This is a genomic window from Sphingobium sp. Leaf26 (assembly GCF_001421665.1).
Lineage (GTDB): Bacteria > Pseudomonadota > Alphaproteobacteria > Sphingomonadales > Sphingomonadaceae > Sphingobium.
The window spans coordinates 406,357-420,697 of sequence record NZ_LMKV01000001.1; the positions used below are offsets into that span (position 1 = coordinate 406,357).

Below are 14,341 nucleotides of genomic sequence, written 5' to 3' on the forward strand. Positions count from 1 at the left end.
GGGGCTTCGACAGGCTCAGCCCCTACTCAGCACGAACGGAGATGGGAAAGGCTGCATCATGAACACCATCAACTTCGATATCGACGCCGACGGCATCGCCACCCTGACCATCGACGTGCCCGGCCAGTCGATGAACGTCATCGGTCCAGATTTCCTGACCGATCTGGATGCCGCGATCACGCGCATCGCGTCGGACGACGGCATCAAGGGCGCGGTCATCGGGTCGGGCAAGGACAGCGGCTTCATGGCCGGCATGGACCTTAAATATTTCGGCGCGATGCTGGCGACCAGCGACGGCGAACGCCCTGCCCCGGCCGCCATCTTCGACAAGCTGTTCGTGCTGAACGCGCTGTTCCGCCGTCTTGAAACCAGCGGCAAGCCGATCGCCTGCGCCATCGAAGGCACCTGCGTCGGTGGCGGGTTCGAACTGGCGCTGGCCTGCCATCGCCGCATCGTGGGCGACAGCAGCAAGACGCAGCTCGGCCTGCCCGAAATCCTGATCGGCCTGTTCCCCGGCGGCGGCGGATCGCAGCGCCTGCCGCGCCTGATGGGCGTGCAGGCCGCGCTGATGTATATGCTCCAGGGCAAGCTGTTCCGCCCGGCCGAAGCGGCGATGCTGAAGGCGGTGGATCAGGTCGTGCCGCAAGGCACGGCGGTCGCGGCGGCGAAGGAATGGGTGAAGGCCAATCCGACCGCCAACACGCAACCGTGGGACGTCAAGGGATTCAAGGTGCCCGGCGGCGCAGGCGGCTTCAACCCCGCCTTCGTCCAGACCATGGCCGGCGCGCTGCCGATGACGCTCAAGCAGACGCAGCGCAACATGAACGCGCCGATCGCTCTGCTGTCCGCCGTCTATGAAGGCATCACTTTGCCGATGGATCGGGCGATCCGAATCGAAAGCAAATATTTCGCCAAGGTCGCCGCCGACCCGCAGGCGAGCAACATGATCCGCACGCTTTTCGTGAACAAGCAGGCGGCCGAACGCGGCGCGCGGCGCCCCAAGGATCAGCCCAAGGCGCCGACCACGAAGCTCGCCATGCTGGGCGCGGGCATGATGGGCGCGGGCATCGCCACCGTCGCTGCACAGGCGGGGATCGACGTCGTACTGTTCGACCGCGATCTGGCCTATGCGGAAAAGGGCAAGGCGCATGTCGAGGAAGTGCTGAAGAAGCGGCTGGGCAAGGGCATGACGCCGGAAAAGCTGGAAGCCACGCTGGCCCGCGTGACGCCGACCACAGACTATGCGGCGCTCGCCGGCGCGGACTTCGTGATCGAGGCGGTCTTCGAGGATGTTGCCATCAAGGCGGAAGTGACCAAACAGGTCGAAGCCGTGCTGGGGGCGGACACCATTTTCGGGTCCAACACCTCCACTTTGCCCATCACCAAGCTGGCGCAGGCCTGGACCAGGCCGGAGAATTTCATCGGCGTCCATTTCTTCTCGCCGGTCGAGAAGATGCCGCTGGTCGAGATCATCCTGGGCGAGAAGACCGGCCCCGCGGCCATCGCCAAGGCGCTGGATTTCGTGGCGCAGATCAAGAAGACGCCGATCGTCGTGCATGACAGCCGCGGTTTCTACACCTCGCGCAGCTTCGGCACCTATGTGCAGGAGGGCGCGGAGCTGGTCGGCGAAGGCGTCAATCCGGCGCTGATCGAAAATGCCGGCAAACAACTCGGCATGCCGACTGGCCCTCTGGCCGTCAGCGACGAAGTGTCGATCGAACTGGGCGTCAAGATCATGACCGCCGCCAGGAAAGAACTGGGCGACGCTTATGTGCCGCAGGGTTCGGACGACATCATGGTCAAGATGGTCGAGGCCGGGCGTCTGGGCCGGAAAAATGGCAAGGGCTGGTACGACTATCCCGAAGGCGGCAAGAAGCATCTGTCACCGGTCTTGGGCGAAATGTTCCCGCGCGCCGCCGACCAGCCCGGTGTCGAAGCGGTCAAGGAACGCCTGCTCTATCGCCAGTTGATCGAATGCGCCCGCTGCTTCGAGGAAGGCGTGCTGGAAACGCCGGAAGATGGCGATATCGGCGCGATCTTCGGCTGGGGCTTCGCGCCCTACACCGGCGGGCCGTTCAGCCATATGGATACGGTCGGCATCGCCCATGTCGTGGCCGTGCTGGACCGGCTGGCAGCGGACCACGGGCCGCGCTTTGCGCCCACGAAGCAATTGCGGGAGATGGCAGCGAGCGGGGCTACTTTCTACAATCCCGTGCCTGCCAAAGCAGCAGCGTGATTTGTTCCCCGGCGAAGGCCGGGGTCCAGATTGACCGGCTGAACTGGACCCCGGCCTTCGCCGGGGAACGCGCACTCTATAAATCTTAACGACACTCGGCTAGGTCTCCCGGCAACAGGCTGGGAGACCTTTTTTGATGAGCGACAAACCGACAATCCTGGTCACGGGCGGTGCGGGCTATATCGGCAGCCATGCCGTGCTGGCGCTGAAGGATGCCGGTTATGGCGTGGTCGTGATCGACAATCTGGTCACGGGCTTCGACTGGGCGGTGCCGGACGGCGTGCAACTGGTCCGCGGCGACATCGCCGACCAGCCGCTGGTCGAAGCGACATTGCGCGACCATGACGTCAAGGCGATCATGCATTTTGCCGGTTCCGTCGTGGTGCCAGAGTCGGTCGATAACCCACTGAAATATTATCATAATAACAGCGCCAAGACCCGTGACCTGATCGAGAGCGCTGTGCGGGTCGGCGTGCCGCATTTCATCTTCTCGTCCACCGCCGCGACCTATGGCACGCCCGATGTGGAGGCGGTGCGGGAGGATACGCCGCAGCGGCCGATCAATCCCTATGGCATGTCGAAGCTGATGACCGAATATATGCTGCGCGACGTGGCGGCGGCGCATCCGATGAATTTCTGCGCGCTACGCTATTTCAACGTGGCGGGGGCCGATCCGCAGGGGCGCACCGGCCAGTCGACTGCTGGTGCGACCCACCTCATAAAGGTTGCGGTCGAGGCCGCGCTGGGCAAGCGGGAGAGCGTGGCCGTCTTCGGCACGGATTTCGATACGCCGGACGGAACGGGCGTGCGCGACTATATCCATGTCAGCGATCTGGCCGCCGCGCATCTGCTGGCGCTGGAAGCGCTGATGGCGGAGCCGGATCGCAACCATCTGCTCAACTGCGGCTATGGCCGGGGCTTTTCCGTGCTGGAGGTGCTGGACGCGGTCGACCGGGCGACCAACAATCCGATCCAGCGGGTGATGGTCGGCCGGCGGGCGGGCGATCCGGGCAAGCTGATTTCCGACAATGGCGCGATATTGGCGACCTTCCCCTGGCAGCCGCGCCATGGCGACCTGGACCAGATCGTCGCCCATGCGCTGGCATGGGAGCGCAAGCTGGGCGAGCGCGCATGAGCGAGGCGAGCGTCCGCGCCTTCTTCGCCGAACATGCCCCGGACGTCAGCCTGATCGACCAGGGCGTCAGCACCGCGACGGTGGCCGAAGCCGCCGCCGCACTGGGCGTGGAGCCGGCGCGGATCGCCAAGACCTTGTCGCTGCGGGTGGGCGAAACGGTGGTGCTGGTCTGCGCGCGGGGCGACGCGCGCCTGTCCAACGGCAAGGCCAAGGCCGCGCTGGGCGCCAAGCCGCGCATGCTGGGCGGGCATGAGGTGGAGGAACTGACTGGCCATCCGGTCGGCGGCGTGTGCCCCTTTGGCCTGCCCACGCCCCTGCCCGTCTATTGCGATGTGTCGTTGAAGGATTTCGCCACCGTCTTTCCAGCCGCCGGATCGCGCACCACGTCGGTCGAACTGACGCCGGATCGGCTGGCGGCCTTGACCGGGGCGACATGGGTGGACATGTGCACCCTTCCTGACGCCATTGCGGAGTAGCCCCATGCCGATCGAACATCTTTTCGCCACCGGGGCGCAGGCCGCCGCCGATATCGCCACGCGCATCGCCACATTGCTGGCCGAAGGTATCGCCGCACGCGGGGTCGCCAGCATCGCGGTGTCGGGCGGCCGATCGCCCCGTCCGGTGCTGGCGGCGCTGAGCCAGGTCGACCTCGACTGGAACAAGGTCGTGGTGACGCTGGTGGACGAACGCTGGGTCGCGCCCGACAGCGCCGACAGCAACGAACGGCTGGTGCGCGAGACTTTGTTGCAGGGCGCGGCGGCGCAGGCCCGCTTCGTGCCGATGAAGAATAACGCGGCGGACGCCTATGCAGGACAGGCTGCGGTGGAAGCGGACTTTGCCGCCCTGCCCTGGCCGCTCGACATCATCCTGCTGGGCATGGGCGATGATGGGCATACCGCCTCGCTCTTCCCGGAGGGCGTGGAACTGGCCGAGGGGCTGGCAAGCAAGGCGCTGACCATCGCCGCGACGCCGCCGGTGGCGCCGCACCAGCGCCTGTCGCTGACCGCGCATGCCATCCTCCAGAGCGGCCATATCTTCCTCCAGATCAGCGGCGCGGGGAAGAAGGCGGTCTATGATCGCGCGCTGGCGGGTGGCCCGTTGGAGGAACTGCCGATCCGCCTTGCGCTGTTGCAGGACGCGGTGCCGGTCGAGGTTTGGATGGCAGAGGCCTGACCCCATTTGGTCAATCTTCGACCTCATGCTTGGAAATCAGATAGCGCCACACGCCCACGGCGTTGATGACCAGCAGCGCCAGATTCTGCCAGCCTATCCCCTCGCTGTTCCGGTCGAGAAAGCCCCAGCCGATCAACGCGATCGAGCTGGTTATGAACAGGACGAATGCCCATCCGGTTATACGTCGTCCCAGATTGAGCGACACGACCAGCGCCGCGAGTGTCGCGGCCCCCGCGCCATAATATTGCAGGGCGGTGAGCAGTGTCGGGTTCATGCCGGGAAAACGCCGCCCCATCGACATGGTTGCTTCCGCGCTCTAGGCACAGGGCCATGGTTGCCGACATCTCCCCCTTCCACGCCATCGCCATCAGCCGCGAGGCCCATGCCCTCGAAGCGCAGGGGCGATCCATCCTGCACATGGAATTCGGCCAGCCGTCGACCGGCGCGCCGGCCGAGGCGATCGCGGTCGCCCACCATGTGCTGGATACCGAACCGATGGGCTATTGGGAAAGCCCGGCGCTGAAGGAGCGGATCGCGCGCCATTATGGCGAGAAGCATGGCGTGGCGGTCGATCCAGAGCAGATATTGCTCACCTGCGGCGCATCACCGGGGCTGGTGCTGGCGCTGACCAGCCTGTTTGCGCCGGGCGCCCGCGTCGCCACCGCGCGGCCGGGCTATGTCGCTTATCGCAACAATTTGAAGGCGCTTTATCTGGAGCCGGTCGAGGTCGCCTGCGGCCCGGCCGAGCGCTATCAGATCAGCGCCGACGCGCTGGCCGCGATCGACCCTGCGCCCGACGGCCTGATCCTGGCCAGTCCGGCCAATCCCACCGGCACGATCATCCCGGCGGACGAACTGGCGCGGATCGCGCAGGTCTGTGCGGACCGCGGCATCCGCATCATTTCCGACGAAATCTATCACGGCCTCAGCTTCGGCGAACCGGCCCGGTCGATGCTGGAATTTGCGCCCGACGCGCTGATCGTGAACAGCTTTTCCAAATATTACAGCATGGCCGGATGGCGGCTGGGCTGGATCGTGGTGCCGCCCGCGCTGATCGACGTGGCGCGGGCGCGGATGGGCAATCTGTTCCTGACGCCGCCGGTGCTGGCCCAGCGCGCGGGCCTGACTGCCTTCGATTGCACCGACGAACTGGAGCGGCATGTCGACAGCTACCGCCGCAACCGGCAATTGCTGCTGGACGCCCTGCCCGCCCTCGGCCTCGCCAGCATCGCGCCGCCCGACGGCGCTTTCTACATCTATGCCGACATCAGTCACCTGACCAATGACAGCCTGAGCTTCTGCCAGAAGCTGCTGCGCGAAACCGGGGTGGCAACCGCGCCGGGCGTGGATTTTGATCCCGTCGACGGCCACCGCTTCATCCGCTTCAGCTTCGCGGTATCGACCGACCGGGTCGAGGACGCGATCGCCCGCATGGTGCCCTGGTTCCAGGCGCAGGGTGGGAGATAGCGCCTGACAAACACAAACTAATGATGAGGATTGAAAGAGAACAATATCATCCCAGCCAGAACAAGGCTGCCGACTAACAGAACGGTGCCCAGCATCAGCCCCGCAATGAACAGCGTCACACGCATCGCTGTCATCTTCGGTGGGGATACCGCATGTTTATCGCTGCATTTGCCACATGAACCGGTCCGAGCGGAATCGAGAGGAGAGCCGACATCCCCACTCCCAGGATTTGGCGAGAAATAACGCGCAAACTTGTCCGTTTCGTCACGGAATTGGTCTGCATCGGCAGGACTCTGCCTGCCGTTGAACGTCACATTCGGCCATAGCTTTGAATATCTGGCGTTCAACTCAATCCAGGGTTCAGCGCGCGGTTCATTCTCGAAGACGATCGCATCTATGGGGCATTGCTCAATACAGCAGCCGCAATCGACACATTCGAGCGGATTGATAACGAGCATATTTTCGCCTTCATAGAAGGCATCCACCGGGCAAACCTCGACACATTCCATGTGTTTGCACTTGATGCAGGCTTCCGTGATGACGCCAGCCATGTTCACCGATCCTGACCGCAACGCCGTTCCCGGCAAACCATGCTACCGCACCGTCCGCTTGTACAGACGCACCAGCCACAACCCGGTCAATACCGCGACCGTCAGCAGGCGCGGGGGTAGTTTGTCGATCGCGTGGGGCACGCTCCATATGAGCGCGTCGCCCACGCTGACGATGATCAGGACAAACAGGCCGAACAGCAAGGGCGGCAGGATGTGGCGGACCTTCATGGGAATCGGCATAGCATGGCCGCAGGCCGTGCGCGACACCTTGGGCGCGATGATCGGGGCGCGATCGCCAGGTCGCTCATGTCGGAAGGGCCAGTGGTGCGGGTGGTCGGAATCGAACCGACACTCCTTGCGGAACCGGATTTTGAGTCCGGCGCGTCTACCAGTTTCACCACACCCGCACGGCTGGTTGGGCGCAAATGACAAAATCCGGCGCGGGCGTCCAGCCGAAAATCGGCAGACAGCATAAAAGACCCTTCCCATCGCTTGACACCATAGGGGACCACGCCCACATGCCGCCTCGATAATGTAACGTTATATCATTTAAGTGGAATGCCATGACATCCTGCGACGAGCGGCAAAATGCCTCCCCCTGTCCGCCCCTGAAAGTCAGCCGGCAGGCGAACGGACCTGCCGCCTGGCTGGATGGTTTCGCGCTCTGCGCCTCCTCGCTCTGCACCCTGCATTGTCTGGGTTTGCCGCTGCTGTTCGCGCTGCTCCCCGCCTTTGCCAGCCGGATCGATCCGGGCGAATCCTTCCATCTCGTCATGCTGGCGCTGGCGGTGCCGACCAGCCTGTTCGCCTTGGTACAGGGCAAGCGCCGCCATGGCGGACTGGCGCCCCTCTTGCCGGGCATCGCCGGTCTGGCATTGATGAGCATCGGCGCGCTGGCCGCCCATGGCGCACTGGCCGAAACGCTCTGGACCGTCGCCGGCAGCCTGCTGCTCGCGGGTGCGCACATCCTCAACTGGCGGCGCGGGCTGCGCTGAAAAGCCCTTCGATCCTGATCCGATTCGCGCAATGTCCGGCTTTTGCAAAGGCCGTCCTGTCATGATGTTGCTGCAAAACGGCTTCCACGATAGCCTTCTTGCGTAACGATCCGCGAGCGCTATAAGGGCGCCTCGTGCAGACATAGACAATTTTACAAACGGAGAAGGACCATCCTTTGACCGAGCCGTCTGCTACGTTCCTGTTATTTGGCGCCACCGGTGATCTGGCGCGCCGGATGATCTTTCCCTCGCTCTACAATTTGCTGTCGGACGGGTTGCTGCCCGACGACTTCATGATCGTCGCGTCCGGCCGTTCCGAAATGGACGACGCCGCCTTCCGCAGCCAGGTGGACGATGCGTTGCGCCAGTTCCTGGCCACCGATCGCTATGATGAAGAGGTCGCCGCGCGCTTCGGCACGATGATCGCCTATCAGCCGGTCGATGCCGGCAATGCGGACCAGTTCGCGGCGCTCGCCACGCGGATCGACGGCCGGCTGGAGCGTGGCCTGTCGGTCTATCTCTCCACCCCGCCCTCGCTCTTCGCGCCCACCGCGCAGGGACTGGCCGACGCGGGCCTCATCACGCCGCACACCCGCATCGCGATGGAAAAGCCGATCGGCAAGGATCTGGCCTCGTCCAAAGTCGTGAATGACGGCATCGGCCATCTGTTCGCCGAGGACCAGATTTTCCGCGTCGATCATTATCTGGGCAAGGAAACGGTCCAGAACCTGCTGGCCCTGCGTTTCGGCAACGTGATGTTCGAGCCGCTGTGGAACACCACGGCGATCGACCATGTGCAGATCACCGTGGGCGAGACGGTCGGGCTGGAAGGCCGCGTATCCTATTATGACGGCGTCGGCGCGCTGCGCGACATGGTGCAGAATCATATCCTGCAAATCCTGTCGATCATCGCCATGGAGCCGCCCGCCCGCATGGACCCGACCGCCGTGCGCGACGAGAAGGTGAAGGTGCTGCGATCGCTGCGCCCGATGACCGACGAGACGGTCAAGACCCACAGCGTGCGCGGCCAATATACGCCGGGCGCGGTCAGCGGTCAGATCGTCACCGGCTATGCCGACGAACTGGGCCAGCCGTCCGACACCGAAACCTTCGTGGCCTTGAAGGCCTATATCGACAATTGGCGCTGGCAGGGCGTGCCTTTCTATCTGCGCACCGGCAAGCGGATGCCCGCGCGCCAGTCCGAAATCGTGATCCAGTTCAAGCCGGTGCGCCACAGCATCTTCGGCCGCGATGGGCACGGTACCGGACTGGAGCCGAACACGCTGGTCATCCGATTGCAGCCGGAGGAATATATCCGGCTGGCCATCATGAGCAAAAGGCCGGGGCTGGAACGGCAGGTCAAGCTGGACGAGGTGACGCTGGACGTCTCCCTGACCGCCGCCTTTGCCGGGCAGCGCCGCCGCATCGCTTACGAACGATTGATTCTGGACCTGCTGGCCGGTGACCAGACCCTCTTCGTCCGCCGGGACGAGGTGGAGGCGCAATGGACATGGATCGATTCGATCATCGACGGGTGGAAAGAGGCCAATGTGAAGCCCGCCGCCTATTCTTCGGGGAACTGGGGTCCGTCTTCGGCCATTGCCCTAATCGAACGTGACGGAGCCAGCTGGCATGACTGAACTACATCCGGTGATCGCAACGGTCACCGACCGCATCGTGCAGCGCAGCGCCGCTTCACGCCTGAAATATCTGGACCTGATCGAACGGGGCCGCAATGCGGGCACCAATCGCGATCAGCTTTCCTGCGGCAATCTGGCCCATGCGTTCGCCGCGAGCGGCGAGGACAAGGGCGTCATCCGCGCCGGCGCGGCGATGAACATCGGGATCGTGACGTCGTACAACGACATGCTGTCGGCGCATCAGCCCTATGGCCGCTACCCGGAGATCATCAAGATCGCGGCGCGCGAAGTCGGCGCAACCGCACAGGTCGCCGGTGGCGTTCCCGCCATGTGCGACGGCGTGACGCAGGGGCAGGCGGGCATGGACCTGTCGCTGTTCAGCCGCGACACCATCGCACTCGGCACGGCGGTCGCGCTCAGCCACGCCATGTTCGAGGGCGCGATGCTGCTCGGCATTTGCGACAAGATCGTGCCGGGCCTGCTGATCGGGGCGCTGCGCTTCGGCCATCTGCCTACCATCCTGATACCGGCCGGCCCGATGCCGTCGGGCCTCGCCAACAAGGAAAAGGTGCGCATCCGCCAGCTTTACGCGGAAGGAAAAGTCGGCAAGGACGAGTTGCTGGAATCCGAAAGCGCCTCCTATCATGGCGCGGGCACCTGCACCTTCTACGGCACCGCCAACAGCAACCAGATGATGATGGAGATGATGGGCCTGCACATGCCCGCCGCGTCCTTCGTCCATCCGGGTACGAAGCTGCGCACCGAACTGACCCGCGCGGCGACGCATCGCCTTGCGGAAATGGGCTGGGATGGCTCTGACTACCGGCCGCTGGGCCATTGCGTCGATGAAAAGGCGATCGTCAACGCGATCATCGGCCTGATGGCGACGGGTGGGTCGACCAACCATGCCATCCACCTGCCCGCCATCGCGCGGGCGGCGGGCATCCATATCGACTGGACCGACTTTGCCGAGATTTCGGACGTCGTGCCGCTGCTGGCGCGCGTCTATCCTAATGGCGCGGGCGACGTGAATAATTTCCATGCTGCGGGCGGCATCAGCTTCGTGATCCGCGAATTGCTGGGCGCCGGGCTGCTGCATGGCGATATCCTGACCGTCGCGCGTGACGGGATGGCCGGCTATGGCAGCGAGCCAGTGCTGGAGGACGAGAAGCTGGTGTGGCGCGATGTGCCCGCGTCGCGCGACGAAGCGATCCTTCGTCCCGCCGCGAACCCATTCCAGGCCGATGGCGGCATGAAGCTGCTGGAAGGCAATCTGGGCCGCTGCGTCATGAAGGTGAGCGCAGTGGACAAGGAACGCTGGACCATCGAGGCGCCCGCCGCCGTGTTCCACGATCAGGACGATGTGCTGCGCGCGTTCAAGGCCGGCGAACTTGAACGCGACGTCGTGGTCGTGGTCCGTTTCCAGGGGCCAAAGGCGAACGGCATGCCGGAACTGCACAAGCTGACCCCGGCGCTGGGCGTATTGCAGGACCGCGGCTTCAAGGTCGCGTTGCTGACCGACGGCCGCATGTCCGGCGCATCCGGCAAGGTGCCCGCCGCCATCCATCTGTCGCCCGAAGCCCTGGGCGGCGGCGCGATCGGAAAGCTGCGCGATGGCGATCTGGTGCGGGTCTGCGCGCAGACGGGCGATGTCAGTGCGCTGGTCGACGCGGCGACATGGGACGCACGGGACATCCCCGCCGCGCCGCCCCCGCCCTATGACACCGGCCGCGAGTTGTTCGCGCTGTTCCGCCATCATAGCGACCTGGCCGAACAGGGCGCGTCGCCGATCCTGGCGGCCATGGAAAGCGAGATTTAATTTAACTCCGTTCGGGCTGAGCCTGTCGAAGCCCCGTTCTTCAAAGGACGAGCGGCCCTTAGACAAGTTCAGGGCGAACGGATGGAGAGTGACATGACCGACATCATCGCCGCCGACATTGGCGGAACCAATGCCCGTTTCGCCCGCGCCTCGCTGGACGAGCGGGGCGTGCCGACGCTTGGCACCGTGCGTAAATATAAGGTTGCCGATTACCCCAGCCTGCAAAGCTGCTGGGCCGCCTTTGCCGAGGACGAGAAGAAGGACGGCGACGGCGACCTGCCCCGCGCCGCCTCCATCGCCTTCGCCACCGCGATCGGGCGGGAGGTGATCAAGCTGACCAACAGCAATTGGGTGATCCGCGCCGATACGCTGGCCGCCGACATCGGCGTCGATACGGTGCGGCTGGTCAATGATTTCGAGGCGGTGGCCCATGCCGTGTCCCGCCTGCCGGCCGAAAACCTGCCCCTGCTGTTCGGTGAGGATCGCCCCTTCCCCATCGATGGCGGCGTCACCATCCTTGGTCCCGGCACGGGCCTTGGCGTCGCGATGATCGCCTATGACCAGGGCCATCCCCATGTCATCGCGACCGAGGGCGGCCATCTCGACTTCGCACCGCTCGACCATATCGAGGAGAAAATCCTCTCCTACCTGCGCGACAAGTTCCTGCGCGTGTCGACCGAACGGATCGTGTCGGGACCGGGCCTCAATTATATCTACAAGGCGCTGGCGACGATCGGCCATGACCGCGTCGTGCTGATGGAAGACCCCGAATTGTGGCAGGCGGCGCTGGACGGGAGCGACGAGTTCGCCCGTCGCGCGCTCGACCGCTTCTGCCTCTGCTATGGCTCCGTCGCGGGCGATCTGGCGCTGGCGCATGGCCCGCACAGCGTCGTGCTGGCGGGCGGCCTGACCCAGCGGATGAAGGATTTTCTGCAAACGAGCGGGTTCCACACCCGCTTCAAGGCGAAGGGCCGGTTCGAAAGCCTGATGGCGACCGTGCCGATCCGCTGCGCCATTCATGATGAAATCGGGCTGTTCGGCGCTGCCGCAGCGTTCAGGGAGAAGTGATGTGAGCTTGACGGTAGAACAGGTGATGGACCTGGCCCCGGTGATTCCGGTGCTGGTGGTGGACCGGGTCGAGGATGCGCTGACGATCGCGCGCGCGCTGGTGGCGGGCGGCCTGCCCGCGCTGGAAGTGACGCTGCGCACCCCCGCCGCGCTGGACGTGATCCGCGAAATGGCGAAGGTCGAGGGCGCTGTCGTGGGCGCCGGCACGGTGCTGAACCCCGCGCAACTGGACGCCGCGATGGAGGCCGGCGCGCGCTTCATCGTCAGCCCCGGCCTCACCAAGCCGCTGGGCAAGGCCGCGATCGCCGCGAAAATCCCCTTCCTGCCCGGCACGGCCACGGCGGGCGACATCATGCGCGGCATGGACATGGGCCTCACCCATTTCAAATTCTTCCCGGCCGAAACATCGGGCGGCCTGCCCGCCCTGAAGGCACTGGCCGCGCCGCTCCACACCGCGCGCTTCTGCCCCACCGGCGGCATCACGCCGCAGAGCGCACCCGAATGGCTGGCCCAGCCCTTCATCAAATGCGTCGGCGGTAGCTGGGTCGTGCCCAAGGGTCCGGTCGATCCCGACACGATCGAGGCGCTGGCCCGCGAAGCGGCTGCGTTGCCGCGCTGATGTGAGGCGCGGGGCCATTGCGCCCCGCCTCTCCTCCGCCTAGATGAGAAGCCATGAATCCGCGCCGCCTCCTTGCCGCCCTGGCCCTGTTCCTGTCCGGCTGCGCCGGCGCGCCGCAAAACTATCCCTCGCTCGCCAAGCGGCCGGTGGAAAGCGCCCCCGTCGCGACGATCAGTCCGCCCCCCGCCCCGGTCCCGGCCGATGCGGCATTGTCGGCGGAAATCGCCAAATATGTGGGACAGGCGGACAAGGGCGCCGCCGCCTTCGACACCGCCTATGCCAAGGCCGACAGGGCGGTGCGCGGGGCATCGGGGTCCGCGGTGTCGAGCGATCCATGGATCGCGGCGCAGGTGACGATCAGCGCGCTGGAATCGGCCCGCAACGACAGCGTGTCGGCGCTCGCCAGCCTCGACACGCTCTATGTCCAGCGCAGCAACGCCGTGGCTGATGGCAAGGCGGCTGGCGGCCTGGAAGATGTCGACGCCGCCCGCAGCGCCGCGCTGGCGCTGGTTGACCAGCAGAACGACCGCATCGACGCGATGAAGGCCCGATTGCCGCAGCCTTAAGGGTTTGGCGTGTTAGCGATCAAAGCCGGTCGCTCAGCATTTTCCATGTGTAACCCTCAAACCGGCCACCCATTCAGATCGCAAATCGAGGGCTGAACGATCAAATCTGGTTATAAGTGGGCATTAAGAGGGTATGGATACGGGCATTACTGTATCAGATTCCGAAGTGTATTGAATAGATCATCCATCCCAATATTCCATTTACGCAAATTAAGCAGACACCCTCAGACAAATACCCAGTTCTATCATTATCATGAATATATTTATTTATTCTCAAAATGCTAATTATCAGAATATAAAACCACGCCGCGACTGCTAACCACAGCATAACCACTACCCCCTCAGTGAACGATAATTGCCACAAGCAACAAAAATAAACAGTTAGTCGCTCGTAACTATAGGACGCGATACTGCCTAATTCAGCTACTGCCGGTCATCCCTCGAAAGCAGCCTGACCCCTATCCACCCAACGCCACCCTACTCCCCCATCGCCTTCACCGCACCTTTATGTGCCTTGGCGTTGTGGACATAGTGATCCACGCCTTCGCGCATATCCAGGATCGCTTCGTCGCTCAGGTCGCGCATATATTTGGCCGGGCGTCCGGCCCACAATTGCCGATGCAGCACCCGTTTGCCCGGCGACAGCAGAGCGCCCGCCGCCAGCATCGCATCGCTTTCCACGGTACAACCGCTCATCACGATCGCGCCCAGCCCCACGAACGCCCGGTCCTCCAGCACGCAGCCATGGATCATCGCCATATGGCCGATCAGCACATCGTCTCCGATGATCGCCGGCCAGCCATCGGCCGGTCGCCCGTCCGCCCGGTCGCCGGGGCTGTCGCAATGGATGACCGTGCCGTCCTGCACATTGGTCCGCGCGCCGATCCGCACGCGGTTCACATCGCCGCGAATGACGCAATTATACCAGATGCTGGCATCCTCGCCGATCTCGACATCGCCCACGATCCGGCATCCCGGCGCGATGAAGGCGCTGGGGTGGATGATCGGCGCCTTGCCGGCGAAGGGGATGATGCTGGCGTCAGGATAGTCGGCCGCGGCCATTATGGCTCTC

General features: G+C 64.4%; 14 protein-coding genes, 1 tRNA gene and 1 pseudogene. 11 read left to right on the forward strand and 5 right to left on the reverse strand.

Features of this window, described 5'->3' with window-relative positions:
- Positions 1–58 precede the first annotated feature (58 nt).
- From ASE85_RS01960 to pgl, 4 genes are all read left to right on the forward strand, one after another.
- Positions 59–2,236, forward strand: coding sequence for a 3-hydroxyacyl-CoA dehydrogenase NAD-binding domain-containing protein (locus ASE85_RS01960; protein ID WP_056682626.1), 2,178 nt, complete (start codon positions 59–61; stop codon positions 2,234–2,236).
- A gap of 136 nt (positions 2,237–2,372) precedes the next feature.
- A complete protein-coding gene (gene galE / locus ASE85_RS01965; RefSeq protein ID WP_056682629.1) occupies positions 2,373–3,371 on the forward strand; it encodes a UDP-glucose 4-epimerase GalE in 999 nt (332 codons plus the stop codon).
- A complete protein-coding gene (locus ASE85_RS01970) occupies positions 3,368–3,847 on the forward strand; it encodes a YbaK/EbsC family protein (RefSeq protein ID WP_056682631.1) in 480 nt (159 codons plus the stop codon). The genes galE and ASE85_RS01970 overlap by 4 nt, the downstream gene beginning before the upstream one ends.
- 4 nt (positions 3,848–3,851) lie before the next feature.
- A complete protein-coding gene (pgl, locus tag ASE85_RS01975; protein ID WP_056682634.1) occupies positions 3,852–4,544 on the forward strand; it encodes a 6-phosphogluconolactonase in 693 nt (230 codons plus the stop codon).
- Positions 4,545–4,554: 10 nt separating this feature from the next.
- On the opposite strand, the gene ASE85_RS01980 is transcribed toward pgl, so the two are convergent.
- The gene (locus tag ASE85_RS01980; RefSeq protein WP_056684241.1) at positions 4,555–4,818 is read right to left on the reverse strand and encodes a hypothetical protein; all 264 of its coding nucleotides are present in this window, start codon (positions 4,816–4,818) and stop codon (positions 4,555–4,557) included.
- A 56-nt stretch (positions 4,819–4,874) separates the two neighbouring features.
- Here ASE85_RS01980 and ASE85_RS01985 point away from each other — a divergent pair, with 56 nt between their 5' ends.
- Positions 4,875–6,011 carry a pyridoxal phosphate-dependent aminotransferase gene (locus tag ASE85_RS01985; protein ID WP_056682637.1) on the forward strand — a complete coding sequence of 379 codons (1,137 nt, stop codon included), beginning with the start codon at positions 4,875–4,877 and terminating at the stop codon, positions 6,009–6,011.
- Between the two features lie 212 nt (positions 6,012–6,223).
- Here the strand turns inward: ASE85_RS01985 and ASE85_RS23655 are convergent.
- The 3 genes and pseudogenes from ASE85_RS23655 to ASE85_RS01995 form a co-directional block, all read right to left on the reverse strand.
- Positions 6,224–6,562 (reverse strand): annotated as a pseudogene (locus ASE85_RS23655) (DUF3470 domain-containing protein); the annotation flags it as partial.
- Positions 6,563–6,604: 42 nt separating this feature from the next.
- The gene (locus ASE85_RS22165) at positions 6,605–6,790 is read right to left on the reverse strand and encodes a hypothetical protein (RefSeq protein WP_156358152.1); all 186 of its coding nucleotides are present in this window, start codon (positions 6,788–6,790) and stop codon (positions 6,605–6,607) included.
- A gap of 94 nt (positions 6,791–6,884) precedes the next feature.
- Positions 6,885–6,969, reverse strand: a tRNA-Leu gene (locus ASE85_RS01995).
- Positions 6,970–7,125: 156 nt separating this feature from the next.
- Between ASE85_RS01995 and ASE85_RS02000 the strand changes: the two genes are divergently transcribed.
- The 6 genes from ASE85_RS02000 to ASE85_RS02025 all read left to right on the forward strand — a co-directional run bounded on the left by ASE85_RS02000 (position 7,126) and on the right by ASE85_RS02025 (position 13,269).
- Positions 7,126–7,557, forward strand: a complete 432-nt coding sequence (locus tag ASE85_RS02000) for a MerC domain-containing protein (protein ID WP_235523158.1) — start codon at positions 7,126–7,128, stop codon at positions 7,555–7,557.
- 176 nt (positions 7,558–7,733) lie between these two features.
- The gene (gene zwf, locus ASE85_RS02005) at positions 7,734–9,197 is read left to right on the forward strand and encodes a glucose-6-phosphate dehydrogenase (protein ID WP_056682640.1); all 1,464 of its coding nucleotides are present in this window, start codon (positions 7,734–7,736) and stop codon (positions 9,195–9,197) included.
- Entirely contained in the window at positions 9,190–11,016 is a 1,827-nt protein-coding gene (gene edd / locus ASE85_RS02010) for a phosphogluconate dehydratase (RefSeq protein WP_056682643.1), read from the forward strand. The genes zwf and edd overlap by 8 nt, the downstream gene beginning before the upstream one ends.
- Positions 11,017–11,109: 93 nt before the next feature.
- Positions 11,110–12,084 (forward strand): glucokinase, encoded by a 975-nt coding sequence (gene glk, locus ASE85_RS02015; protein WP_056682646.1) that lies wholly within the window; start codon positions 11,110–11,112, stop codon positions 12,082–12,084.
- Between the two features lies 1 nt (position 12,085).
- Positions 12,086–12,703 (forward strand): bifunctional 4-hydroxy-2-oxoglutarate aldolase/2-dehydro-3-deoxy-phosphogluconate aldolase, encoded by a 618-nt coding sequence (eda, locus tag ASE85_RS02020; RefSeq protein ID WP_056682649.1) that lies wholly within the window; start codon positions 12,086–12,088, stop codon positions 12,701–12,703.
- A gap of 53 nt (positions 12,704–12,756) precedes the next feature.
- A complete protein-coding gene (locus ASE85_RS02025) occupies positions 12,757–13,269 on the forward strand; it encodes a hypothetical protein (protein WP_056682650.1) in 513 nt (170 codons plus the stop codon).
- A 477-nt stretch (positions 13,270–13,746) separates the two neighbouring features.
- On the opposite strand, the gene ASE85_RS02030 is transcribed toward ASE85_RS02025, so the two are convergent.
- The gene (locus ASE85_RS02030) at positions 13,747–14,331 is read right to left on the reverse strand and encodes a gamma carbonic anhydrase family protein (RefSeq protein ID WP_056682653.1); all 585 of its coding nucleotides are present in this window, start codon (positions 14,329–14,331) and stop codon (positions 13,747–13,749) included.
- Positions 14,332–14,341: the final 10 nt, after the last annotated feature.

Bases quoted from the DNA above. Each gene is read 5' to 3' on its own strand.
- ASE85_RS02030 (WP_056682653.1), bottom strand. From the start codon at position 14,331: ATGGCCGCGGCCGACTATCCTGACGCCAGCATCATCCCCTTCGCCGGC.
- galE (WP_056682629.1), top strand. From the start codon at position 2,373: ATGAGCGACAAACCGACAATCCTGGTCACGGGCGGTGCGGGCTATATC.
- ASE85_RS01960 (WP_056682626.1), top strand. From the start codon at position 59: ATGAACACCATCAACTTCGATATCGACGCCGACGGCATCGCCACCCTG.
- ASE85_RS02025 (WP_056682650.1), top strand. From the start codon at position 12,757: ATGAATCCGCGCCGCCTCCTTGCCGCCCTGGCCCTGTTCCTGTCCGGC.
- ASE85_RS01980 (WP_056684241.1), bottom strand. From the start codon at position 4,818: ATGAACCCGACACTGCTCACCGCCCTGCAATATTATGGCGCGGGGGCC.
- ASE85_RS22165 (WP_156358152.1), bottom strand. From the start codon at position 6,790: ATGAAGGTCCGCCACATCCTGCCGCCCTTGCTGTTCGGCCTGTTTGTC.
- glk (WP_056682646.1), top strand. From the start codon at position 11,110: ATGACCGACATCATCGCCGCCGACATTGGCGGAACCAATGCCCGTTTC.
- ASE85_RS02000 (WP_235523158.1), top strand. From the start codon at position 7,126: ATGACATCCTGCGACGAGCGGCAAAATGCCTCCCCCTGTCCGCCCCTG.
- ASE85_RS01985 (WP_056682637.1), top strand. From the start codon at position 4,875: ATGGTTGCCGACATCTCCCCCTTCCACGCCATCGCCATCAGCCGCGAG.
- pgl (WP_056682634.1), top strand. From the start codon at position 3,852: ATGCCGATCGAACATCTTTTCGCCACCGGGGCGCAGGCCGCCGCCGAT.
- ASE85_RS01970 (WP_056682631.1), top strand. From the start codon at position 3,368: ATGAGCGAGGCGAGCGTCCGCGCCTTCTTCGCCGAACATGCCCCGGAC.
- edd (WP_056682643.1), top strand. From the start codon at position 9,190: ATGACTGAACTACATCCGGTGATCGCAACGGTCACCGACCGCATCGTG.